This window comes from Listeria cornellensis FSL F6-0969 (genome assembly GCF_000525855.1).
In the GTDB taxonomy this organism is placed as follows: domain Bacteria; phylum Bacillota; class Bacilli; order Lactobacillales; family Listeriaceae; genus Listeria_A; species Listeria_A cornellensis.
Map to the genome: position 1 here is coordinate 1 of NZ_AODE01000018.1, position 25,151 is coordinate 25,151.

At 41.9% G+C, this 25,151-nt stretch carries 24 protein-coding genes, 1 pseudogene and 1 other annotated feature; of the genes and pseudogenes, 21 read left to right on the forward strand and 4 right to left on the reverse strand.

Translation table 11 applies throughout. From position 1 onward, the window contains the following. Positions 1 to 719 (forward strand): group II intron maturase-specific domain-containing protein (locus PCORN_RS07420; protein WP_036078998.1); only part of this gene is annotated, 719 nt, incomplete at its 5' end. Positions 720 to 1,201: 482 nt separating this feature from the next. Here PCORN_RS07420 and PCORN_RS07425 read toward each other — a convergent pair. The 4 genes and pseudogenes from PCORN_RS07425 to PCORN_RS21265 form a co-directional block, all read right to left on the reverse strand. Further along, positions 1,202 to 2,860 (reverse strand): annotated as a pseudogene (locus PCORN_RS07425) (peptide ABC transporter substrate-binding protein). A 488-nt stretch (positions 2,861 to 3,348) separates the two neighbouring features. Then, positions 3,349 to 5,058: an aminodeoxychorismate synthase component I gene (gene pabB / locus PCORN_RS07430; protein WP_036079001.1), complete on the reverse strand. Its 1,710-nt coding sequence runs from the start codon at positions 5,056 to 5,058 to the stop codon at positions 3,349 to 3,351. Next, positions 5,036 to 5,638: an anthranilate synthase component II gene (locus tag PCORN_RS07435; protein ID WP_036079004.1), complete on the reverse strand. Its 603-nt coding sequence runs from the start codon at positions 5,636 to 5,638 to the stop codon at positions 5,036 to 5,038. The genes pabB and PCORN_RS07435 overlap by 23 nt, the downstream gene beginning before the upstream one ends. Positions 5,639 to 5,919: 281 nt before the next feature. Continuing rightward, entirely contained in the window at positions 5,920 to 6,006 is an 87-nt protein-coding gene (locus tag PCORN_RS21265; protein WP_420912023.1) for a putative holin-like toxin, read from the reverse strand. A 237-nt stretch (positions 6,007 to 6,243) separates the two neighbouring features. Next, positions 6,244 to 6,460, forward strand: a binding site (T-box leader). A gap of 198 nt (positions 6,461 to 6,658) precedes the next feature. Here PCORN_RS21265 and serS point away from each other — a divergent pair. The 20 genes from serS (at position 6,659) to PCORN_RS07525 (ending at position 25,055) form a co-directional block, all read left to right on the forward strand. Further along, a complete protein-coding gene (gene serS, locus PCORN_RS07445) occupies positions 6,659 to 7,945 on the forward strand; it encodes a serine--tRNA ligase (protein WP_036079010.1) in 1,287 nt (428 codons plus the stop codon). 149 nt (positions 7,946 to 8,094) lie between these two features. Beyond that, positions 8,095 to 8,982, forward strand: coding sequence for an ROK family protein (locus PCORN_RS07450; RefSeq protein ID WP_036079014.1), 888 nt, complete (start codon positions 8,095 to 8,097; stop codon positions 8,980 to 8,982). Between the two features lie 15 nt (positions 8,983 to 8,997). Beyond that, positions 8,998 to 9,858, forward strand: coding sequence for an AraC family transcriptional regulator (locus tag PCORN_RS07455; protein ID WP_036079016.1), 861 nt, complete (start codon positions 8,998 to 9,000; stop codon positions 9,856 to 9,858). A 91-nt stretch (positions 9,859 to 9,949) separates the two neighbouring features. Continuing rightward, a complete protein-coding gene (locus PCORN_RS07460) occupies positions 9,950 to 11,305 on the forward strand; it encodes a glycoside-pentoside-hexuronide (GPH):cation symporter (protein WP_036079019.1) in 1,356 nt (451 codons plus the stop codon). Between the two features lies 1 nt (position 11,306). Beyond that, positions 11,307 to 12,356 (forward strand): alpha/beta hydrolase, encoded by a 1,050-nt coding sequence (locus PCORN_RS07465; protein WP_036079022.1) that lies wholly within the window; start codon positions 11,307 to 11,309, stop codon positions 12,354 to 12,356. Positions 12,357 to 12,580: 224 nt separating this feature from the next. After that, complete coding sequence (locus PCORN_RS07470) at positions 12,581 to 13,162, forward strand: hypothetical protein (protein WP_149024286.1); 582 nt, start codon at positions 12,581 to 12,583, stop codon at positions 13,160 to 13,162. Next, entirely contained in the window at positions 13,116 to 13,736 is a 621-nt protein-coding gene (locus tag PCORN_RS07475) for a hypothetical protein (RefSeq protein ID WP_149024287.1), read from the forward strand. Before PCORN_RS07470 ends, PCORN_RS07475 begins: the two co-directional genes overlap by 47 nt. After that, positions 13,720 to 14,112, forward strand: a complete 393-nt coding sequence (locus tag PCORN_RS07480; RefSeq protein WP_036079030.1) for a hypothetical protein — start codon at positions 13,720 to 13,722, stop codon at positions 14,110 to 14,112. The genes PCORN_RS07475 and PCORN_RS07480 overlap by 17 nt, the downstream gene beginning before the upstream one ends. Before the next feature lie 575 nt (positions 14,113 to 14,687). Next, complete coding sequence (locus PCORN_RS07485; RefSeq protein WP_036079032.1) at positions 14,688 to 15,344, forward strand: HI_0552 family protein; 657 nt, start codon at positions 14,688 to 14,690, stop codon at positions 15,342 to 15,344. 176 nt (positions 15,345 to 15,520) lie between these two features. Beyond that, complete coding sequence (licT, locus tag PCORN_RS07490; RefSeq protein WP_036079033.1) at positions 15,521 to 16,369, forward strand: BglG family transcription antiterminator LicT; 849 nt, start codon at positions 15,521 to 15,523, stop codon at positions 16,367 to 16,369. Positions 16,370 to 16,810: 441 nt separating this feature from the next. Next, on the forward strand, positions 16,811 to 17,530 hold the full coding sequence (locus PCORN_RS07495) for a glucosamine-6-phosphate deaminase (protein ID WP_036079035.1): 720 nt from the start codon (positions 16,811 to 16,813) through the stop codon (positions 17,528 to 17,530). 20 nt (positions 17,531 to 17,550) lie between these two features. Beyond that, a complete protein-coding gene (locus tag PCORN_RS07500; protein ID WP_036079037.1) occupies positions 17,551 to 18,984 on the forward strand; it encodes a 6-phospho-beta-glucosidase in 1,434 nt (477 codons plus the stop codon). Positions 18,985 to 19,150: 166 nt separating this feature from the next. Further along, a complete protein-coding gene (locus tag PCORN_RS07505; RefSeq protein ID WP_036079039.1) occupies positions 19,151 to 19,594 on the forward strand; it encodes a hypothetical protein in 444 nt (147 codons plus the stop codon). A 52-nt stretch (positions 19,595 to 19,646) separates the two neighbouring features. Next, a complete protein-coding gene (locus PCORN_RS20200) occupies positions 19,647 to 20,438 on the forward strand; it encodes an ATP-binding cassette domain-containing protein (protein ID WP_077913817.1) in 792 nt (263 codons plus the stop codon). 115 nt (positions 20,439 to 20,553) lie between these two features. Then, positions 20,554 to 20,928, forward strand: a complete 375-nt coding sequence (locus tag PCORN_RS20205; protein ID WP_167330518.1) for a hypothetical protein — start codon at positions 20,554 to 20,556, stop codon at positions 20,926 to 20,928. Positions 20,929 to 21,322: 394 nt separating this feature from the next. Beyond that, positions 21,323 to 21,526 (forward strand): hypothetical protein, encoded by a 204-nt coding sequence (locus tag PCORN_RS20210; protein WP_241433114.1) that lies wholly within the window; start codon positions 21,323 to 21,325, stop codon positions 21,524 to 21,526. A 58-nt stretch (positions 21,527 to 21,584) separates the two neighbouring features. Continuing rightward, a complete protein-coding gene (locus PCORN_RS20215; protein ID WP_241433115.1) occupies positions 21,585 to 21,929 on the forward strand; it encodes an ATP-binding cassette domain-containing protein in 345 nt (114 codons plus the stop codon). Then, entirely contained in the window at positions 21,898 to 23,106 is a 1,209-nt protein-coding gene (locus PCORN_RS07515) for an ABC transporter permease (RefSeq protein WP_241433116.1), read from the forward strand. The genes PCORN_RS20215 and PCORN_RS07515 overlap by 32 nt, the downstream gene beginning before the upstream one ends. After that, on the forward strand, positions 23,087 to 23,494 hold the full coding sequence (locus PCORN_RS07520) for a hypothetical protein (protein ID WP_036079041.1): 408 nt from the start codon (positions 23,087 to 23,089) through the stop codon (positions 23,492 to 23,494). Before PCORN_RS07515 ends, PCORN_RS07520 begins: the two co-directional genes overlap by 20 nt. 100 nt (positions 23,495 to 23,594) lie before the next feature. Then, positions 23,595 to 25,055, forward strand: a complete 1,461-nt coding sequence (locus PCORN_RS07525; RefSeq protein ID WP_036079043.1) for a glycoside hydrolase family 1 protein — start codon at positions 23,595 to 23,597, stop codon at positions 25,053 to 25,055. Positions 25,056 to 25,151 lie beyond the last annotated feature (96 nt).

Consider the following 25,151-nt stretch of genomic DNA (forward strand, 5'->3'; position numbering starts at 1 on the left):
AAACGAAGAGAGGGACTCCACAAGGAGGCAATCTATCTCCGCTTCTCAGCAATATCTATCTACACGCGTTTGATGAAGAATTACATCAGAGAGGGCATCTATTTGTGCGTTATGCGGATGACTGTAACATTTATGTCCGCAGTAAGCGTGCTGGCGAGCGAGTCATGGCGAGTTGCACCACATTTTTGGAAAAGAAAGTATACCTGACGGTCAATCAAACAAAAAGCCAAGTGGGAAGCCCAACGAAACGAAAGTTTCTAGGTTTCTGTATGCTTCCAACGAGTAAGGGAGTCCAATTACGCCCACATCAAGAAGTAAAGCAACGATTCAAGAAAAAGTTAAAGTACATCACGAAGCGAAATAGAGGCAAAGCTACGGAGGATATTCTTCAAGAGCTGGATCGAGTGACACGAGGTTGGATAAACTATTACGGTATTGCATCCATGAAAACCTATCTTTCCGAAATAAATGGTTGGCTTAAACGTCGCATTAGACAGTACATTTGGAAGCAGTGGAAGAAAGTGCGCACCAAACACACACGTTTACAAAAGCTAGGTATCGAGAAAAACCAAGCATGGCAATGGGCCAACACTCGAAAAGGGTATTGGCGCATCTCGGGCAGTTTTATATTACATCGGTCACTAACAGATAAATACCTCGTATCGATTGGATATAGAGATATCTCCAAAAGATACGAGGCACTACACTCAAGCTATTGAACCGCCGTATACCGAACGGTACGTACGGTGGTGTGAGAGGTCGGAGCCTAACGGCTCCTCCTACTCGATCGTTCAGCGAAGCGGCAACCGCTCATCTCCGTCGTTAGAAGCTTGTGTTCCGATGCTCTTCTACACTTTGTTTCGCATAATTTCTTACATGGTCGGGGATACGACGCCCTCCCTGTTTTCAGTCAATGTACCTGAGTACATTCCGCGTCGGTACTCGCTTTTGTCTAGGATCTAAGCGGTTGTCGCTCCGCTGAGGTTCGGCGTTAGGAAGAAAAAATACATAAATAAACACAAAAAAAACCACCGCGGAAAAGGGAGGAACCACGGTGGTCAAAAAGGGAGTTTTACGAGCTTTCATCCAAAAAGGGGGGAAAGAATGAAAGTTCGTTTGTTGTTGTTAGCTTATACTTACATATTAACGGTTGGGAAGGAAAACTTGCTGTGAGTTAAATAAGAAATTGATGAATATTTTCCTAGTTTTTTGCCATTTCAATAAATTTATAGCTGTATGGTGAGCCGAAAGCGTGTTTTTGAACGCCTGTTACTTTCGGGTTTTGTAATACGGCTGTTTGGTGTTGATATAGTGGCAGGATTGCAGCGTCATCGTCAAGTAGTACTTTTTCTGAATCGATAAAGGCGTTCCATCGTGCAACTGGTTCTGTGGCTAATGTTGTGTCAGTGGATTTGACGATTTGGTCGTATTTGGGACTGTTGTAATTCATACTGTTGTTATAGTAATCAGATAGGAATAGACTGCTATATGTCCATGGGTCCTTAAAGTCAGGCATCCAAGCGGCAAGGGAAAGGTCGTAATTACTAGTTCGAGTCAGCTCAGTGGCGCTCTTGGCAGGCATGGTTTTAATATTTATCGTCACACCAGGTAGATTTTTTTCAAATTGATCTTTTAGAAAGGTGAAAATCGTTTTTGTCGTATCTTGGTCATCGCCTAAAAGTTCGAGCGTGATTGTATCGGTTCCTAGCTCTTTTTTTGCTTGGGCTAAATATTTGCTAGCTTCGGCTTTGTTAAAAGTGAGATGGTCACCGCTGTCGGTTCGGAAATCAGCACCGGTTTCTGGATTTTGCACGAAATCTTTTGGCAATAAACCATTCGCCGGAAATGAGCCGTCACCTAGTATTTCGGTGGTTAGTGCATTTTTATCCACTGCTAAATTTAGTGCGTGACGCAGGGCGTTGTTGGCAAGAGGTGTGGCTTTTCCGTCACGTTTTTGATTTAAACGTAAATAGCTGATGAGTGCGTCTTTTTCGGTTAGAAAATCGGAGCGATCTTTATACTGTTTCGCGTATTCTCCGGAAAGTGGTGCACGGTCGGCTTCTTTTGTCGTGTATAGATTTACTCCAGCATTAATGTCTTTTGCTACTTGTACAGAGATTTCATCGATGGTTATTTGTTTTTTATCCCAGTATTCGTTGTTTTTCGCATAGGTCCATTTTTTTTGCGGTATTTCCATCCCAGTCTTTCATAACGAAGGGCCCGTTATATAATGTGTGTGCTGCATCCGTGCCATATTTGTCACCTTGCTTCTCCACAAAAGCTTGTTTTTGCGGGGAAAAAGGTTTCGAATGATAATAGGGAGATGAAGTAAGGTACCGGCTTCTTGAGTGTTATTTGTAAGGTTTCTTTGTTGGGTGCAGTAACGCCGAGTTCCGATACAGGTAATTTCCCCTCGTGAATTTCTGTTGCATTTTTAATCGAATCTTTAAAAAGTGCCGCATAACTTGGTGCTGTTTTTGGGTCAACCGCTCGTCGCCATGCGTATACAAAATCATCTGCTGTGACGTGCGAACCATCGGACCATTTCGCGTTATCTCTCAATTTTATCGTATATTCCGTCTGGTCCTTGCTAATTACTGGCATGCTTGCTGCGACGCCAGGTACAAAATTATCTTTTTTATCTAACGTGTAAAGTCCCTCAAATACTTGGTTTTGCGCAGTGAAACTAACAAAGTCTTCCTCCGCGGTCGTATTGAGCGTGAGCAATTCCCCAGTTTCTAAAAAGTTGATTTGTTCCGGTACTTTTTCATTTGTTTTGCTTGTGCTACCTCCGCAAGCTGCTAAAAATAAAACGCTTACTAGTGATATTGTTGCAAATGCTTTTTTTTGTGAAATGCATGGTGTTCCTCCTCTTTTCTGACTATTTTTATTAATTATATGTATTCCGATTGGATATGTCAACATTCAGCGAAGCGACAAGCAATCATCTCCGTCGTTAAAAGCTCCGTTCCGATGCTCTTCTACACTACGTTCCGCATAACTTCTCACATGGTCGGGGATAAGACTCCCTCCCTGTTTTTAGTCAACATACTCGAGTACACTCCGCGTCGGTACTCGCTTTTTCCTAGGATCTAATTACTTGTCGCTCCGCTGAGGTTCGGCGTTAGGAAGAAAAAATACATAAATAAACACAAAAAAAACCACCGTGGAAAAGGGAGGAACCACGGTGGTCAAAAAGGGAGTTTTACGAGCTTTCATCCAAAAAGGGGGGAAAGAATGAAAGTTCGTTTGTTGTTGTTAGCTTATACTTACATATTAACGGTTGGGAAGGAAAACTTGCTGTGAGTTAAATGAGAAATTGATGAATGTTTGGCGAGTCTTCTTTCATTAATGTAAATCGATATTGACCCAGCCACGGACGCTGTTGATTAGCCAGGTTTTTGTGGCTTTTAGTAAATCATTGCGATGCAGGACACGCTCGGTAATCGTGTTTTCTGCTAGAAGGGTTTCACGCATGGTGCCTCCGAGTAAGCCGGATGATTGTTTTGGTGTGACTAGTTGCCCGTCTATTTCTGCGACCAGGTTGCCGTTGATGAATTCTGTTATCTCGCCGCGTTCGTTCCAAAGTAGTGTTTCATCGTAGTCAATCCGACGTCGTTTTTCATACATTGTTCGGTTGGTCGTTTTGTGATAGAGAAATGGATCGTTGCTGTTAATGGATTTGTCGGCAAAATGGGCGGTCCATGTAATCGGATCGGAAATGATGAGTGTACCTTCTACGGTAATGTCGCCTGTTTTACTTGAGAGTAGGCGTACTTTCCAAATATCATTGGGGTGTTCTTTTGCGAAGACTGATAGGGCCTCATTTGCGGCGTCAATGTTCCACGTGAAACCAAAATAATGGGCGCTTTTTTCGATGCGTTTTAGATGCAAGTCGGTACGATAATAGGTGCCATCTTCCAAACGTAGACTTTCTAACAGCTCGAATTTTGGTAAATAGGTGGTGAGGAGGGCCGCTTTTGCTTGAACTTCCTCGTACTCAGCACCGCTACGGGAGTCCCAGACGATGCCACCGCCAACGCCGTATTCAGCTGTTTTTTCTTCTGTGTCGACCACGACCGTTCGGATAGGTACGTTAAAAATAGCTTCCTTATCTGGTGTAACATAGCCGATCGCGCCACAGTAAACGTTGCGGGGAGAGGTTTCTGATTCGGCTATAAGTTGCATCGTTTTCACTTTCGGGGCACCGGTGATGGAGCCACATGGAAAGAGTGCTTCAAAAATAGCTGTCAAATGTACTTCTGGCAATGTTTCAGCTACGACTGTCGAGGTCATCTGCCAAACGGTCGGATAGCGTTCGACGTCAAATAGATGGGGAACTTTGACGGAGCCCGGTTTGGCAATTTGGCCAAGGTCATTGCGCAATAAATCCACTATCATTACGTTTTCTGCCTGATTTTTGGCGGAAGCTGCGAGCCAGTCACGTGCTTTGAAATCTTCTTCTAGCGCCATGCCGCGCCTTGCTGTGCCTTTCATCGGTTTGGTCTTGATGACACCGTCCTTCCAATGAAAGAAAAGTTCGGGCGAGGCGGATAGAATGTGGAACCTGCCTGTTGATAAATAGGCTGAATAATCCGCTTGTTGCGCCGTTTTTAGCTGTTCGTAAAAGTTTTCGTCTTCCTCTGTGAAATCGCTTTGTAACCGGATAGTATAGTTGGTCTGATATGTATTCCCTGCTGCGATTTGTTCTCGAATAAAATGGATACCTTTTGCATAGGAGCTGTAATCGGTGGTTGGTTGCCAATCTAATTTTGGTGGTTGTGACAGTGGGGTTGTGATTTGCTCAATCTCACGCATTTCACGAAAAACGCCAAACCAAAGAAGTGGCATTTTACCCGGTTGGTGTGTGGTTAAATTTTTATTGAAGGCTGCAGCTGATTCATAGCCAATGTATCCCGCGACATAATAGCCGAGGTCAACTGCCTGCTCGACTTGTTGCATGCGTTCCATCACGTCATCTAGATTATCCGTTTGAATAATGGCCTCGGGAGACGAGAATAATTGTGTTTTTCCTTTAAAATCGAACTGCATTTTCATTTTCGTAGCTCCGTTCCGTTAGTTTTACAAAGTTCTCCAAGATTTCGTGTCCGTGCTCGGACAGAATGGCTTCGGGATGAAACTGAACGCCTTCGATTAAAAATTTGCGGTGGCGAACGGCCATGATAAGATTGTCCTCGGTTTTTGCGGTGATGATTAGTTCGTTTGGAAAATGGGATTCTGTGGCTATAAGTGAATGATATCTGGTCACAGCAAAACGCGCGCTTAAGCTTGTAAACACGCCTTCTTGATCATTTGTAATTATCGAGGTTTTGCCGTGAACGGGTTCAGGAGCGCGAATGATTTCACCGCCAAATGCTTGAACGATAGCTTGGTGCCCTAAACAGATGCCAAGAATAGGGATTTTATCGGCAAACTCGTGGATGATGGCTAGACTGATTCCCGCGTCATCAGGTGTACCGGGTCCAGGTGAAATGACAATCGATTCGGGATTTATTTCACAAACTTCGACCAGGGTTATTTGGTCGTTTTTCACAACGCGGACTTCTTTGCCGAGCTCTAATAAATATTGATATAAGTTGTATGTAAACGAGTCGTAATTATCGATTAACAGGATCACAATATCACTCCTAAATGGAATTTCAATGGATATACGTCCACCCTATTTATAGCAAACTAGTTACTGTTTGTCCAATAAGCAGACTTGTGATTTCACAAACTTTGTTGGGTTGAAATTCGGGGGTGAGGAGGATGATTGCAAAGGATGAGGAGAATTGTTATAATGAATGAGAAAAGGAAGTTGTGCGGCAAACACAACTTCCAATTACAAACACCATTTAAGATGGTGACAACCTATATTTGTTTCAAAAGCCACTCAGCCGTCAAGCTTAGGAGTGGTTTTTACTTTTTATCGTCTTTACTGTCCATTATCGCTACGACTAATGCTGCGAAGGCAATCATTAGCGTAAGGGACTCGAATACAGTCATGCTTTTTCCTTTCTGGAAGAAACCACGAACAACATGGCATCACCTACTTTCATAGCTAGGCTGCCAACCACATCACAAACTTGTTTGTAAGCCTATTATAGCATGGGTTTTCAGGGTTTCTCTGATGATTATGTAATGCAATTTTTAGGTGGATATTACAAATTTTGAATGGTGGGAAGTTTTCTGTTTTGGCTTGCTAATTCTGGGGTTATGGGGTAGAATGTTCTTAAATAATGAATTAAAACGTTGACAAGAGCTAGTAGTAGAAGTTGTGCTTTTTAGAGAGCTGATGGTTGGTGGGAATCAGTAGGAACGCTTTTATGAATCCGTCTTGGAGTGAGCAGAGGAAATGTGAGTAATCTGCTTCGGTGGGAACCGTTATATCAATTGAGCTGGAGTTTGGGATGTTTCTCGGACTCAATTAGGGTGGCAACGCGGTACTTCCGTCCCTTTCCATGTATTTATTTGGGGAGAGATTTGGAGGTCTTTTTGTTTGGACTTTTAGAAAGCGTATTGTGCTTTCTTAGAGTCCGAATATAAGACGGAGCGAAGCGCAGTGTTAATCCTTCAGTTTTCTTTACGCGAAACGTGACTGGACCGAATTTCAAACCAAATAAGAGTCGAGACTACCATTTTGTGAGGAGGAAAAGAGATGTTGGATGTTAAGTTATTACGTGAGGATTTTGAAGGTGTGAAGGCGAAGTTGTCGCATCGTGGGGAAGAGCTTGGGGAATTTGAAAAGTTTGGTGCGCTTGATACGCGGCGTCGGACGTTGATTATTGAAGTGGAGACGCTTAAGAGTCAGCGTAATGAGGTTTCGCAGGAGATTGCGCAGTTGAAGCGTGATAAGCAGGATGCGGACGCGAAAATTGAGGAAATGCGTGTGGTCGGCGATCGGATTAAGACGTTTGATATTGAGTTGAACGAGATTGATGAGAAGTTGCGCCATATTTTGATGGCGATTCCGAATATCCCGCATGAGTCTACGCCGATTGGTGATACAGAAGATGATAATGTGGAGGTTCGTAAATGGGGCGAGGTTCGGACGTTTGATTTTGAGCCAAAAGCGCATTGGGATTTGGGTACGGATTTAGGAATTTTGGATTTTGAGAATGCAGCGAAGGTTGCGGGAAGCCGGTTTGTTTTTTATAAGAAACTGGGTGCTAGACTGGAGCGGGCGTTGATTAATTTTATGATGGATTTGCATGCTACGGAGCACGGGTATGATGAGATGTTGCCGCCGTATATGGTGAATCGTGATAGTATGACGGGGACTGGGCAGTTGCCGAAGTTTGAGGAGGATGCGTTCTTGATTGAGAAGGAGGACTATTTCTTGATTCCGACGGCGGAGGTTCCAGTGACGAACTACCATCGTGATCAAATTATGAATGTGGATGACTTGCCACAAAAGTATACGGCTTACAGTGCATGTTTCCGTTCCGAGGCGGGTTCTGCAGGACGTGATACGCGTGGTTTGATTCGCCAACATCAGTTTAACAAGGTGGAGATGGTCCAGTTTGTGAAACCTGAGGATTCTTATGCGGCGCTTGAGGCATTGACGGATAACGCAGAAGAGGTGTTGCGTCTGTTGGAATTGCCGTATCGTGTGCTTAGCATGTGTACCGCTGATTTAGGGTTCACGGCTGCGAAAAAATACGATATTGAAGTGTGGATTCCGAGCGGTGACAGCTACCGCGAGATTTCTTCTTGTAGTAATTTTGAGGCGTTCCAAGCGCGTCGTGCGAATATTCGTTTCCGTCGTGAGCCAGGTGCGAAACCGGAATTTGTGCATACGCTGAATGGTTCTGGGCTTGCGATTGGCCGCACGGTTGCAGCGATTTTGGAGAATTATCAGTTGGCTGATGGTTCTGTCGCGGTTCCGAAAGTATTGCAAAATTATATGGGTGGCGTGGAAGTGATTACGGCACCGAAAAAATAAATCATGGTTACGCGCTTGCTTCTTGTTGGAGTAGCGCGTTTCTTTGTTATGGATCATAATTTGACGGTAATTGGATCAGTAATTAGTGGGCAAAAACAAATGTAAGGGCTTATAATGGGGGAAATGGCGTAGAAGGAGAGGCAATGTTTATGTATTTTGTATACGATCTTGGTGGAACTTTTATTAAATATGCGTTGATGGATCGGGCGGGAACGGTGGTCATGAAGGATAAGTTTCCAACTAATGTGAAAAGTGCGGAGGATCTGGTCGCGCAAATGGTGGAGAAATTTCAGCCGTATAAAGAAGATGTGCGTGGCATTGCGGTGAGTTGTCCGGGAATTGTGGATACGAAAACAGGCATTATTTATAAAGGTGGATCATTTCCATTTATGCATGAAAAAAACTTGGCGGCGATGTTGACGGAAGCGTGCGGTGTGCCCGCGGTGATTCAAAATGATGCGAAGAGTGCGGCGCTTGCGGAACTGTGGATGGGTGTGGCGAAAGGCGTGGATAGCGCGGTGGTGCTTACTCTTGGAACTGGTGTTGGTGGCGGGGTTATCTTGGATGGGAAGCTTTATAATGGATTTAATCTGATGGCGGGTGAGGTTAGCTATGTTCAGACGGATTTTGATACGAAAACGTTGAAGGGCGAGGTTTTCGGGATGACGGGATCGGCGGTGCAACTGATTTCTAGGATTGCGACGGCGAAAGGACTGGCGGATAAGAAGGATGGGGAGGCATGTTTTCAGTTTATTCATCAAGGGGATTCAGAGGCAATCGCGATTTTTGATGAGTATATTTATGCATTGGCATCGCAGCTTATGAGTATTCAATATTTGATTGATCCGGAGATTATTGCGATTGGCGGCGGGATTAGTGCACAGGAAATCGTGATTGAAAAACTTCATCTAGCGGTGAAAGAGATTGTGAGGGTGTCTCCTTTTCATGCGGCGAAACCGAATATTGTGGCGTGTCGCTTCCAAAATGACGCGAATTTATACGGCGCTTTGTATAATTATTTCTTGCGATTCGAGTGAGGAGGAGGTGCGAAAATGGAGTTTACGCATGAGATGATTGAGGCGGACGCGAATATTCCGGTGAAGTATATTATTCATACGGCACCTGATGCGGCTTCTGTGCCGAGACATTGGCATGAGGCGATGGAGATTAGTTATACGATGCGTGGTTCGATACAAAATTTTTATATCGATGGGAAAAATTATACGACGAAAGCAGGAGACATTCTGATTATTAATTCGAATGCGATTCACTCGATATTGCCGCTTTTTGAGGAAAAACGGAAGGCGTTGTCGATCTTTTTTCCGTACTCGTTTTTGCAGCAGCATGTGCCGAATATTGCGGAATTGGAGTTTTGTTGTTTTTTGAAGGAAGTAGAGGGTGGCTCGTTATCGCGATTGCAGGATCTGCTTTTTGATTTTATTGTGGAGTCGGAGTCGGGAGATCGGGGGCTATCTTCGTTGCGGCTTACGGCGATTATATATGATGTGTTGTATCTTTTGGTGAAGTGTTACTCGGTGCAGAAGAAGAGTGCGACTTTGGTTACGACGGAGAAGCATTTGGCGCGTTTGACGGAGGTGATTGCTTACATGAAGCATGGTTATGCGGAGGAACTTGCGGTTTCTGATTTGGCGGCGCATTTTAACTTAACGCCGGAGTATTTTTCGCGGTTTTTCAAGCGTTATATGGGAAATACGGTGTTGGAGTATTTGGAGTTGATTAGGCTCGGGAAGGCGCATCAATTGTTGATGAATACGGATAAAACGATTAGTTATATTGCGCATTCTTGTGGGTTTCCGAATGACAAGTCGTTTACGCGGGTTTTCAAAAAAGTGTATAAAATGACACCTAATAAATATCGAGTGCAAGGGAAAAATCATAATTTGACGGTATAATGACTAAAAAAAGACGGGTTACAGGCTGATTTATCCTCTAAAATAAGAAGTGAAGAAGGCGCTTTCATTTTGAGTTTGAGGAGGAGACAGCATGTTTGATAAACAAACGTCGTGGAAGGAAAGAATCAGCTATGGTTTGAGTGATACGGCATCGAATTTTGTGTTTGCGATGATTAGCACGTATTTGATTTATTTTTATACGGATGTTTTTGGGATTGGGGCAGCGACGGTGGGAACGCTTTTTCTAGTTACGCGGTGTATTGATGCGTTTGATGGCCCTGTTTTCGGTATTTTGATTGATCGGACGAATACGCGATGGGGGAAATCAAGGCCTTATTTCCTGTGGCTGGCGATACCTCTTGCGGTTGTTTTCGTGCTGACGTTTACGACGCCGGATTTGAGTTTGACGGGTAAAATTGTGTACGCGTACATAACGTATATGATGCTTAGTTTTCTGTACTCGGCGATTAATGTTCCGGTTACTTCGATTTTGCCTAGTTTGTCGAGTAGTCCGAAAGAGCGAACGGTGATTGTGACGGTGCGCATGATTTTTGCGGCGATTGGTAGTGCGGTTGTGAGTATTTGTGTTTTGCCAATGGTCGATTTGCTGGGACAGGGCGATAAGCAGAAAGGTTTCTTTTGGACGGTCGTTATCTTGGCCATTTTTGCGGGCATTTTCTTCTTTATTGCTTTTAAAAATGTGCGTGAAAAAGTGGGCTCGATTTCTGATAAGGAGAAAATTGAATTCAAGGATTTATTGCTTGTGATGCGGAAAAATAAACCGTGGATTGCGATGGTGATTTTTGCATTCATATATTTCTTGGTGTTCACAATCAAGATGCAGTCGACGATGTATTATATGACGTATAATTTTGGGCGGCCGGATTTAGCGGCGGCGATATTAGGGGTTTCGACGCTGAGTATTGTGGCAACGATTTGTGTTCCGAAATTGGCTTCGATTTTTACGAAACGGGCGATGATGTTGGTTGGTTTGGGGATTTTTGGATTGGGGCAGTTGGTTGTTTGGATTTCGAGTGGAAATGATTCGGTGATCTTGCTGTTTACGGGAGCGATCGTTGGGGTTTTGGGACTCGGATTGATTCAGCCGGTTTTGTTCACGATGGTGGCGGATACGGTGGATTATGGAGAATGGAAAACGGGGATTCGGGCGCAAGGGTTCTTGCCTTCGGCACCGACGATGGGCGTTAAAATTGGGATGGGTGTCGGGGGTGCGATCTCTGGTTGGCTGTTGTCGGCTGGTGGTTATGTGCCAAATCAAACGCAGAGTGCTTCGGCTTTGATGGCGATTGAATGGAGCTATATTTGGGTTCCAATTATCGGTGTTATTTTGGCGGCGGGAGTGATGATGTTCTACAATTTGGACAAAGTGAACGATGTCATGACGCGGGAATTGGAAGCGAGAAAACACGTGAAGGAGGAGATGTAAGGTGGATTATCAAGAGGCGAAGGAATTGTTGAAAACGAAGGCTGGGAATGCGGAGAAATGGGTGAAGTTTGTTCCTGGTTTGCAGGAATCGGGGTATTTGGATGAGGCGACAAAGCGGGAGTTAATGCCGAAAGAAGCGCCTGCCGAGCAGGATCAAGTGGTGTCGATTGAAGCATTACGGGCGAGTATGGGATGGCCGAGCAGGGATATATCGGTGAATCCGTTGTCGATAGAGAATGACGTTGCGGATGGTAATATTCCTGTGCGGATTTATCGGAAGTCGTCGTTAAAGCAGGCTGTGCCGGCTATTGTCTTTTTCCACGGTGGCGGATTTTTCGGTGGATCGCTGGATAATGTGGAGCATCCATGCCGAACGTTGGCTGATAAAGGGGATATTGTGGTGGTTTCGGTGGATTATTCGCTGGCTCCTGAAAAACCGTATCCGGACGGGTTGCTTGATTCGTATCGTGCGATGAAATGGGTGTATCGGAATGCGGAGAAGTTGGGAATTTTGAAGGAGAAAATTGCAGTCGCTGGTGATTCGGCTGGCGGGAATTTGAGCATCGCTGTAAGTTTGTTGGACCGGGCGTTTGGAACGAATTATATTGGCGCGCAGGTACTGCTTTATCCGACGGTTGCGCGGGGAATCGATGGGCAAGGTGAGCTTTGGGATGCGACGCGTTTAGGTGCAAAGGCTGATGCAGAGCTCGTTGCGGGCTATGTTGCTGGATTTGGCGGATTGGATTTCAAAGTGGATGAGATGTATTTGGAAAATCAGGAGAATACGAAAAATCCTTTTGTGTCGCCGATTTATTTGGAGCGCTTAGCAGAACTTCCACCAACGCTGCTTGCTGTGGGCGAGTTTGATCCGTTGCGGTTGCAAAATGAGGTTTTAGTAGCGAAATTACGTGAAAATGGCGTGGCGACGGAATATATCCAATATAATGGGATGATTCATGCGTTTATCGACAAGATTGGGGACGCGCCTCAAGCGGAAGATGTGATGGAGGAAACGGTTCGGTTTGTTTTGGGAGTTTTTAAAAAGGATTGAAAAATGATGCATGGACCTAAGTTTGATGGAGCTGGATATTCTGAGGCTTATCATGCTTAGGTTTTTTATTAAATGTGACGAAATTGTAAAAAATATGTCGTAATAGTCCTTCGAGAGGGGAAGTATTGTATTTATTTGGAGTTTATTTTTGATATGCTGAGTTTGGTAAGGCTGTTTTGAGGTTGAGTGGTCTTGCTCAATTTAAGGGTAAGGGAGATAGAGAGATGAAAAAAAGAGTAATGAAAGCTGTTTTGGTTTTGGTGTCGCTATGTTTGATAATATCGACAATTCCTCCAAATGAAGTGGTAAGAGCAAGCGAACAAGAATTGCCAACTAGGGTTGTCAATGTGGCGCCAGTAGAACAAGATTTTCCAGAAGGTCAATTTGCACGGTTATTAAAGGCCACTGCGACAAGTTCAGAAAAAATGACAGTACCAATTGCTAAGAGTTATGCTTTGGAAGGTAGTTCAAATAAAGGATACCTTGATATTAGATGGCAAGCGTTGACGGGAGCTATTGGATATAAAGTGGGTTTATTTAATGGAGTTACGTATGATTTTATTGATGTAGGAAATGTTTTAAACTGGTCAACGAAGGGGCAGGGAGTATGGCCGACTGCAAGTGAGACTAGCGCAGATAAGTACTTGTTACACACTGATGGTAAGGGTACAGATTTAGCTTTGGATCCTTCAAGAACATATCAAAATGCTTATAAAGCAACGAAAAAAAACAGATTACAGCTCAAGATTGACACATTTTGTGCGTATTATTGCCGTGTATCCAGATGGAGACTCAGCACCTTCTGATATTATATCACCAATGATGCCCTTTGCTGATATTGATAATGTGAATATGGTAGCGCCTAAAGTGGATGAAAACTCTGGTGTTTTGAGTGCCACTTGGGATGCAGTAGATCAGGCCATGGGGTACAAGGTTTGGGTATTTGACGGAAAGCTCTACTATCCTTATGATGTCAAAAATGAGCTAGATTGGAGTTCGCTTGAAAAAGGGATTTGGCCTAGCAGAGAAGAGGTTACTCGCGGTAAGAAGGGGCTTCACAGTGATGGATTAGGAGTCGAAGTTGCGGCTGACCCAAGTCCGGTTTATCAACTAAATAATCCGAGTCTGCCAATTAGTACAGATTATTACACGCGTGTGACTGCATATGATGTAAATGGTGAAACTATCGCGCTTCATCAGAATGAGAATATTAGTGTGACGGAAGATGATGCTTCGGAACAAGCTTTTGCCAATCTCGTTGACGATATGGATCCCTATGTTAGCGTGAAGGATGGCTATTTTGATGTGGCTCCAATACCAAAAAAAATTGGAATCCGAGTATGGTGCAGAGACTGTTCAAGCGATGAAAACTGGGGTTGAGCAGATTAATGCGGATGTGGCACAAAATAAGGCGATTATTGAAGATGATGGAGTTGTGACGAGTATTAGCAACTTGCTTCAAGCAAATCAGAATAAGGTTGTTGTTAAATGGTGGGGAATAAGTTATTACTATTCTAAGAGTAAAGCAACTGCTGCGGCAAGTGCGTTTGGAAGAATATCAAGAGGAGCAGGTTATGGAGTCGTGGCAACGTCATATTTAGCTTTATTCCCAGCAACGGCATTTCTAGGTCTGAATGCATCGTATTGGGGGTCTATATCCAATAGTGTAAGTCAGACCAATGCCAAAACTAATCGAGGTATCATTTTAAGTGTGACGTGGGCAGCTGTATATAAGACAAGCCCACAAGGTAAGTGAAATGAGTTTTATAAACTTTGTGCCGATGTTGATATCAGTTTTAGCTTTGAGTAGTTTCTTTTTTTTTACAGAGCAAATACAAGCAGAATAAAAAATATCGTTACACTGGTAAACTGCTGTTAGTAATGGCTACAGTAATCGCAATAGTACTACTCTTATCAAATCTATTAGGATAAGTTGGACGAAAAAGAGCTTATGTATATTGATATTACGAGAATGCAGGAGTGATAGTGGGAATGGATGTACAGTTTTTGAGGTGATTTAGAAGGGACAACATACTATATCTTAACAGCATAGTAGCAATTTTGCTGGGAATACTTACTTTTTCTATTGCAATCTCATCTCGATATGAGAGATATAAGCGACTCCATCGTTTGTTTATAACAGCGGTATATTTGTTGTTTCCAGTTCAAATGGCATGTTCGGTGATCTTGATACTCGCCATATTCGGAGTGAAAATATTGTCATGACTGCAAGGCTTGCTCTCATCGCAAGCCTTTTTAGTCTGTCGTATCGGCGGTAAAATAGTGTATAATTATAATATAGTAGATACTTGCAAAAAGGAGTGGTACATCGTGCGATTTTATGAGGAAGATTTTGCGCTTTTTGATCGGGATTATTTTCAGTTTCGGCAAATGAAGGAGTTTACGCCGACGCTGGTGGAGGGTGTGAAGGCGGAATATAAGGCTAGGTGGGATGTTTGGAAGGAATTTGTGGCGTTGTGTCAGCGGGAAACGGTTGGCTTTGGGAAGCCGAAAGTGGAGAGTTGGACGAATGGGTGGCAGGTTCGGTCGCATTTTTGGGCGTTTTATAAGGGGCTGTCGCGGCAGGATTCAGCGAGTATGGTGGCGATTTTGCTGAACAAGAATAATTTTCGGATTTATTTGGAGTGGCATGCGTATCGGAGTTCGGATTCGGTGACGAGTTATAAGGATCACGCGAAATGGGTGGCGTTTTTGCCGGAGTGGATTCGGGAGTTGGGGATCGATGTGCGGGAGTATTGGGTTTGGACGTCGTATGAGGATGAGCCGGATAATTTTGTGGCGTTGGCGGATTATTTGGAGGACCCGGAGCCGGTTCATGCGCTCTTGGAAAATTCGGAAAAATGGCTGCGAATTGGGCGGATTATTCCGAAAGAGGAAGCGGTGAAATGTGTTGCTATGGAAGAGATTGTAAGGAAGTCGATGATGGAATTGGCGTATTTATACAGTAAGACGGAAAGCTTCGAATAAATTTGCAAAATTCCGTTGACAGCGCTTTCGAAAGGGTGCTATACTTAGGCATAGGAAAAGGGTTGTTACTGATTCGATCAGGCATTACCAACATCGACGGGGGAGCACGTATTGGAGTACGTGTGGGTTCGTGTGATATTGGTATTTTTTTCGTCCATGAAAGCGAGGAGGCTTCTATGAAGATTATTAAAGCGATTAATAATAATGTTGCTCTGGCGGTGAATGAGCAGGGACATGAGCTCGTTATAATGGGCAAGGGTGTTGGATTCCAGAAGAAGATGGATGATATTATTGATGATGCGGTGATTGAGAAGGTTTTTGTTTTGGAAACGGACGAATTGTCTGAGAAATTGATGGATTTACTTGGCGAAATTCCTGCGATTCATTTGGAAATAGCGGATGAGATTGTGAATTATGCGAAGGAAACTTTTGATGCGAAAATTAGTGATAATGTGTATTTAACGCTCACGGATCATATTAGTTTTGCGATTACGCGCCATGAAAAAGGTATGTCGATCCGCAATGTGATGTTGTGGGAAATTAAGAAGTTTTACAAGGATGAATTTAAGATTGGTCTGAAGGCGCTGGAGATTATTAAGGAGCGGCTCGGGATTCAGCTTGGTGAGGATGAGGCTGGGTTTATTGCGCTTCATATTGTGAATGCGCGGACGGATGGTCAGGCGATGAAGACGACGGTTGATATGACGCAGGTTGTGCAGGATGTGCTGAACATTGTGACGTATCATTTTAATGTGGTGTTGGATGAGTCGTCGCTGAATTATACGCGTTTTGTGACGCATTTGCAGTATTTTGCGCAGCGGCTTTTGCGGAATGAGATTGTGGATTCTGGCGATGATTTCCTGTTTGATCAGGTGCAGGTGAAATATCCGGAGAGCTTTGCGTGTACGGGGAAAATTGATGCGTATTTGCAAAAGGCGCATCACGCAACGCTTACGAAGGATGAACGGGTGTATTTGACGCTTCATATTCATCGGGTGACGGAGCGGAATCGGACAAATGAATAAGGATGACGATCGAATGATGGATTGCTACTGGTGCGACCAGGCATAACCTGAATTGATGGCAAGCGTGAGACGTATTTTTTGCGTGCTCAGGATTGTTATTGGTTTGGGTTGTTTTTGTCGGATCCAACTTCACGCGCCAGACTCTCGGAAATTTCGTGACCTCCGCAAAAACCAAAAGATGGTTTTCACTGCGCTCTCTAACAATTTCTGTCGAGTCTAACAGGCACGCACAGCTTTTCGCTTGATCCAGCTTCAAGAGCCAACTCCTCGAAATTTACACAGCCTCCACAAAAACCAAGAACGGGTTTTCACTGCGCCTGTTTAAAATTTTTTTCGGAGTTAAAACGGGCTCTTTCAGCTTTTCGCTTGACCTGCAATGCATTACACAGTTTACACTTATTTTAGGTTATAAAATATAGATAAAGATTGGGAGCTGATTTTTTGAAATTTATTATCACAGATTCGTATGAAGAAATGAGTACGGTTGCAGGACAACATTTATTGGGCTATATGTATCAGGATCGCCGCGTCAATATGTCGATTACGGCTGGGAATACGCCACTTCGGATGTATGAGCAACTTGTTCCGCAGGTGAAAGGGAAATCATATTTTGATAATGTGCATTATTACAATTTTGATGAGATCCCGCTCAAAGGGACTGGTGAGCCGGGTGTGACGATTAGTAATTTGGCGAAGTCGTTTTTCACGCCAGCGGGGATTCCGACGGAGCAGATTCATGTGTTGGATGAAACGAATTATGAGACGCATGACGCGAGGTTGAAAGCGGACGGCGGGCTTGATGTGATGCTGCTTGGTATTGGCGCAGACGGACATTTTTGTGGGAATTTGCCGGATACGACGGACGTTCATGATGAGACGGTTGCGGTTCCAACGACGCCTGAGATGAAAGAGATTTTGCTTGGTGAGGTTGGCGGAGATGCGTCGAAGGTTCCGGATTTTTATGTAACAATGGGGCCAAAAGCGGTGATGCAGGCGAAAAATATTATTATGTTTGCGAATGGGAAGCATAAAGCGGAAATCGTGAAAAAAGCCTTTTTCGGCGAAGTAACGAACGCTGTGCCATCTTCCATTTTACAATTGCATCCGTCAATTACGGTTATATTGGATAAGGATGCAGCTATAGAGTTACCTAATTTATAAACAAGAGGAGAGAAATTATTATGACAAAATCACCATTTCCAGAAGGATTTTTATGGGGCGGCGCGGTTGCTGCCAATCAATGTGAGGGCGCGTATTTAGAGGATGGCAAGGGCTTGTCGCCTGTCGATGTTTTGCCGTCTGTTGAAGGAGGGCGTTGGGATGCGGTTATGAATCCGACGAAAGCGCTGGAAACGAAATATGATTATTATCCGAGCCATGAGTCGATCGATTTTTATCACCGTTATAAAGAGGATATTGCGTTGTTTGCGGAAATGGGATTCAAGTCGTTCCGTTTGTCGATTAGCTGGCCGCGTATTTTCCCAAATGGCGATGATGCGACACCGAATGAGGCGGGCCTTGAGTTTTATGATCGCGTTTTTGATGAGTGTGCGAAATATGGCATTGAGCCTGTCGTGACGATTAATCATTTTGACACGCCGGTGGAGCTTTTCAAAAATTATGGTGGCTGGAAGAATCGCAAATGTATCGATTTTTATATGAATTTCTGTGAGGTTATTTTTAATCGTTATAAAGGAAAAGTGAAGTATTGGATGACGTTTAACGAGATTAATATGATTTTGCATCTGCCGTTTTTCGGTGGTGGCATGGACGTGAATGGGGAAGCGAATCCGGAAGAGGCGAAGTATCAAGCGGCGCATCACCAGTTGGTGGCTTCTGCGATGGCGACGAAATTGGCGCATGAGGTTGATTCGGAAAACCAGGTTGGTTGTATGTTGGCGGCTGGTTCGACGTATGCATTCTCGTGTGACCCGAAAGATGTTTGGAAAGCCATGCAAGCGGATCGTGAGGGTTATTTCTTCATTGATGTGCAGGCGCGCGGCTACTATCCAAGCTATAGCAAGCGTTTCTTCAAGGAGCACAACATTAACTTAGTGATGGAAGACGGCGATTTGGACGTTCTGAAAAATCATACGGTGGACTATGTGGCGTTTAGTTATTATTCTTCTCGTCTGACAAGTGCGGATCCTGAAGTGATGAAAGAGACCGAGGGCAACGTTTTTGCGACATTGCGTAATCCGAATTTGGAAGCGAGCGAGTGGGGCTGGCAAATCGATCCACTTGGTCTGCGTATTACGATGAATGCGATTTACGATCGTTATCAAAAACCACTTTTTGTCGTGGAAAATGGTCTTGGTGCAGTGGATACGGTTGAGGCTGATGGCTCGATTAACGATGATTACCGGATTGATTACATGCGGGAGCACGTGCGCGAAATGGGAGAGGCGATCGAGGACGGTGTTGATTTGATTGGCTATACGCCGTGGGGTTGTATCGACCTTGTCAGCGCTGGTTCTGGCGAGATGAAGAAGCGTTACGGTTTCATCTATGTTGACCGCGATAATGAAGGGAAAGGGACGCTTGATCGTTCTAAGAAGAAATCGTTCCATTGGTATAAAAAAGTGATTGAGAGTAATGGCAGTGATTTAGTTTAATAAGGTTCGAAAAGGAGCATCCTGTCTTAGATAGGGTGCTTTTTGTGTGAAATATAGTTGATACATGTAGAAAAGAAGTATTATCCAAAATTATGTTGCATTAACCAATTTATTATGTTACGATTTTCACAGATGGGTGGAGAGCGAGAATATAGGGGGAGTTAATTTGAGGAAAACGAAAGTAACTTGGGTAGTAATACTTGCAGTTGCTAGCTTGGTTGTGGCAATAGCATCCTTGGCAGTTTCGACTATACAAGCAAGGTACACTGTTCGGGGAGTTGATGCCAGTTATCAATGGAGTAATACGTATCAGAAAAATCAGAGTGCCTCAGCCATTGAAACTAAAAAACATTGGACTAGCGGTAAAGTATACTATGGGGTAAATCAAAAATCTGGAACGGCAAAAACAAGGTATAGTATATATTACAAGAAAAATAATGGGAATTATATCCTGGAATACAATAATGGTTACACCACAAAAAATAATACTTATTACGGCGAGTTTTTTGCACATTCTACAAATGGAAAAGACAAATATTCATACAAATTGATGAAAAATACTAATAAAAATGTGAAATCTCAGATGCTTATAGATTTATTCGTGCTTTAAAAATCTCAGCAGAGCTTTTCATTCATCTAAACTAAAAAGAGGGATAATAAAATTGCATATCATTCATAATGGTGTATATATACTTAGTGGGAAAAATGGAGCAGGGAAAACTACATTAGCAAAAGGGATATTGAAAGAGAACAGAAATATATGTTGCATGATGAAACAAGACGATAATCAAATATTGGAGCAAGAAACTGTTTTAACTAATATTACAATGAATGTACTTTCAGAAGAAATGGTTATTAATTTTTTGAAAAGTTATAAATTAGATTATTTGCTCACCAAAAAAAGTAAATATTTGAGTGGTGGCGAAAAAAGATTAGTTAATTTGTTGAGGGTAGTTTTATCAGAACAAGAGGTTCTTATTCTTGATGAACCATCCAATGATTTAGATATCATTATTTTTGAAAAAGTAAAGCAAATGATTTATCAAGTGGCACGAAGGAAGAAAGTACTTTTAATAACGCATGATGATCGATTCACAGAATATGAAAAAAGACTTACTATTAATAATGGTAAAGTTTACAATGAGGCTGAAGAACTTATTATTGGCGGAATTAACTTTGATAAAGAGGATAGTCTAAAACGCGAAATTAAATTAAAACCAAGAAAAACATATTTTCTTTATGTGTTTTATCTTTTGTGTACCACACTATTTGCCATTTGCTTGGGAATATTAATCATGACAAATAATGAAGAAACAAAACCTACTAGTAAGAAGGGAACATATCAGCTGGCTACGTTGTATAGCAGTGATGCTTCTTTATACGATAATAATGAGTCTATTAATACGCTACTTGTGCAATCAGCGACTAAATTTAATAAAAAGCCAATTTTTTAGCGAAGAAAAACGCATCAATGAAGATGAGTATCTCGAACAAGCGATAAAATTAAAGAGTAATACATATAAAAACATATTTTTCTTGGAGCTATACAATCCGGAGTCTAAAGAATTTATGGATATTAAGGCGCTAATGATCGATAAGTTAAGGCGCGACTTAAAACTTAGTGATGATGTGGAATTAATTGTAGATGATGGGAGTTATTTTCAAGATAACGAAAGTCCGTCACTATATGTACCAGACAATTCGCTGTTAGCAGATGAGACTTTAACTGAAGTAAAAACCTTAGGATATGACATTAAGTATAATAAAACTTTAGATAACCAAATGGAGATGGAGTTTAGTCCCATACTATATTCAAAAGTTCTATCTGAAATTAGGCAGGATAATACGCTGTTAACTGAGGCTCAAGTGGAGTTAAAGGAAGACGACTCGTTTTATGACTTTTTAGCAGTGAATAAATTATATGCAAAAAAAAATGCTGATTAAAGGCTATGAACCAGAAGTATTAAATGCAGAGGTTAATCAGTATAGTAGCTCTCTTGCGTTAATAAAAAAAAGTACTGCTTTTTATAGGTTTACTATTGTTAGTATTATTCATCTTACTGTATATGTATGAGGCCAACTATAGAAATAGTTATAGCACTTTGGCTTTTTATGGATACGATGAAAAAGATATAGTGAAATTCAGGAAAAAGACATATGCGGTTGCAAATTTTAAACTGTTTTCTGTCGCTATTTTAGTAATTGATATGGGTGTTATGTGGGTATTAACGCACTCTTTTCTTATTACAACTATTATAGGCGTGGCGACAATATTTTATATTATTGCCTATATATTAATCCCTAAAACTGTTAAATATAGCATTAGAAAGGTGAACCTATGAGTACAACAAAAGCATTTAGCATTTTTTCGATAAGAAAGCCAGGAATCTATATGATTACTGGAAGCAATGGTGGAGGGAAAACAACCTTTATTGAAAATGAATTAAAAAATAAGCAAGCCCAATCCCAAGACATTGCTTACTTTGCCCAAAAAAAATTGGAAATACAAAACAACAGCAAGAAAATATTTAGCTTTTCCTGAAATAAATTCCCAACTAGTAGAGAAGTATTGTAATCTTTTTTCTATCGACGTGTACCATTTGGATAAAGATATTCAAGAATTAAGTGGTGGTGAGTTCGTTAAAATAGAACTAGTTCGTACTTTATCACTAGATACAGAAATACTTATTTTAGATGAACCAACGAATAATTTAGATAATCGTTCGACAGAAATTTTGTCTGATGTATTAAATGAGTTATCGAAAAGTAAAATTATTTTTTTAGTTAGTCATGATAAACGATTGGACAAATTCTCAGATAAAACGATTTTCATCGATCAAGGGCAAGCAGAAGTTTCACCGTTAATTGAACTAGAAGAGGCTTATGTTGAGGCGCAAAAAAAAGAAATTTGTATTGAAAAGAAAAATATTCCTATATCTGCTTAAATCAAAATTCAATATGCTGATGTTGTTTTTTATTCTTGTTTTGACAAGCTTGTTGACTATTATCGTTTCCAATACTATCTTATATTCAGTTCCTATGGAAAACGAACTGGCAAGTGATACTTATTTTGAGATGTTAGATATTGGTGAAAATCACTCTAGATATTTTGATACGGTGATGACAGCTAGTGAGGCAGCAGAAAAGTTTCAAAAGCCAAACTATCTTTCAGTAGATGAGCTAACAGATTTATACAAAAAAGAGTATATCAATCAAATTTATATAATCAATCAAAGTTATATAAACGAGCTAAAAATGGATAACTCACAGCTCGAGTTGCTGTCGCTTCCAGAAATAGTAACAAGTTCGCCTAATTATAAAAACTCTTTTCCTGTTGCCAGTGCGAAGTTGATTAAGGGGCGTTTACCTAAGGATGGTGAAAAAGAAATCGCGCTATCATTTGCACAATTAGAAAAGTTTTTCAACTATGGTTCAAGTGAGGAAGAGTCAGTTATCGGGGAACGAGTAGTGATACAAGGAGTTCCGTTTAAGATTGTTGGAATTGTCAATTCACCAGTAGCTGCGATTTCTTATTCGAATCAAATGCAGCAGTATGGGGCAACGACGGTAGCGAATGAAAATGCATCTCAATTAAATGAAATGTTGGCTACTCTGAAGAAGCAGGGATACGAGGAGCCTAATTTTTCAAATATTTTTATAGAAACAAAAACAAATAAACCACTAGAATTGTTAAATTATTTAGAAGTACATGGTCCAAGTTATCAATATGCATCCAATTATGTTGATCAGGCTATTCAATTATCATTATACAAAGAAAAACTAACGCTTATAATTTCAGTATCAGTTATTCTATCTGTCATTATATCAGCATTGATTTTAACCTTTGGGCGAAAATCTTTTAATTTAGTTAGCGGATTCGTAAACGATATGTCTAATTTGAATTTTAGACCGAGCAAGAATAAGAGGATGCTTTACTTGATTTTAATGATAGATTACATGTTGAGTGTACCAATCTGTTTGATATGGAATCAGCTTATTATAGGTGGCAAGGCTGGATTTATTATGTTGCTTCCTACACTTGGGATTTCGTTAGTGATGTTTATGGCAACATTATTTTTGATGAACTATAGGGATAAAAAGAATGCTTCTAGAAATTTATAAAAGCTGGGTGATTGTTCTTGTCTTACACGAATGCATCCATATACTTTTTGTTATTCTCTTTGGTGGAAAAATAGATAGAGTTGTGATTGGGAATTTCTTTTTTATTAAAATGAAAAAAGTGGCTATTTCACCTATTATTATCAATTGTTCTGTCTCGTTTGAAGAGAGGAAGAATTGGAATCTATTCAAAAAGAGTCTTATTTTACTGATGCCAGCGGTTGTAAATATTATCATGGGTATTTTAATAGGGTATGATCATCTATTTATAAAAGTATTTAGTATTTTTATTGGCATAAATTCAATACTCCCGATTCCCTATTTGGAAACAGATGGATATCTCATGTTTAAGGAGCTGCAACAAGCGTTTCGTGAGAAGAAATTAAAATAATGCTAAATATGAAAGTTCTGTTCACATTTCCCTTGCTCTGTAATGCATTACATGCTGTATACTAAAAATGTAAACAAGATCGAGAGGAGCGAATAAACAAATGACTGAGATCAAAAAGCAATTTCCAGAAGGATTTTTATGGGGTGGCGCAACGGCTGCGAACCAGGTTGAGGGCGGCTTTGATTTAGATGGTAAAGGCCTTTCAACGGCTGATATGGTGAGATTTGTTCCGAAAGAGGAGCGCGGGAATGGGCATGCGCTGGATGTGACTTCGGCTGAAATTGAGGAAATTTTGGCGGGGAAATCGAAGGCTCGTTTTCCGAAGCGTGATGGGGTCGATTTTTACCATCGTTATAAAGAGGATATCGCGTTGTTTGCGGAAATGGGATTCAAGACGTTTCGTTTGTCGTTTAATTGGGCGCGGATTTTCCCGAATGGTGATGATTTAACGCCGAATGAGGCTGGCTTGAAATTTTATGATAATGTGATTGATGAGTTGGTGAAGTATGGTATTGAGCCGCTTGTGACGTTATCGCATTATGAGACGCCGCTTGGTTTGACGCAGAAATACAATGGTTGGGCGAGCCGCGAGGTTATTGATCATTATGTGCGTTATGCGGAAACGGTGATGACGCGTTACAAGGATAAAGTGAAGTATTGGCTGACATTCAATGAGATTAATATCATCGCGATTAGCCCGTACACTGGCGGTGGCGTGGTCGTGGATCGCGTGGAGAACCCGCTGGAAGTTGCTTACCAAGCGGCGCACCATCAATTCGTTGCGAGTTCGAAGGTTGTCAAATTAGGTCATGAGATTAATCCGGATTTCGAAATCGGTTGTATGTTGGCGCGGATGGAAACGTATCCTGCGACGAATAATCCGGACGATATCTTGCTTGCTCAGCATCAAAATCAAATGAACTTGTTCTTCACGGATGTTCAAGTTGGCGGTTACTATCCTGGCTTCATCAAACGCTACTTCGCGGAAAATGACATTACAATCAAAATGGAGAACGGCGATTTGGAGCTTTTGAAAGATTATCCTGTGGACTACTTGTCGTTTAGTTATTACATGACGTTATCCGTTTCAGCAGATCCAAACCGAGATCAAACGGGCGGAAACTTTATGGGTGGCGTGAAAAATGAATACTTGGAAAGCTCTGATTGGGGCTGGCAAATCGATCCTAAGGGCTTGCGTGTGGCGCTGAACGGGCTATATGATCGCTATAGAGTGCCACTTTTCATCGTGGAAAATGGTTTGGGCGCGTATGACACGGTTGAGGCGGACGGCGCGATCCATGATCCATACCGTATTGATTATTTGCGTCAACATATCGAGCAGATGGCAGAAGCGATTGCGGACGGCGTTGATTTAATTGGCTATACAAGCTGGGGTCCAATCGATCTTATCAGCGCATCCACCAGTGAAATGTCCAAACGTTATGGCTTCATTTATGTGGATCAAGATGATGATGGAAATGGCACGCTTGCACGATCGCGTAAAGATTCATTCTTCTGGTATAAGAAAGTGATTGAGACAAATGGTGAAGATTTAGCGTAAATTGGAAAAGAGGTTGGCTTGTTTTGAGGCCAATCTCTTTTTTGCCTTGATTAACGATGGCGTTTGCGTTACATTAAACGTAATAGCGCAACGGAA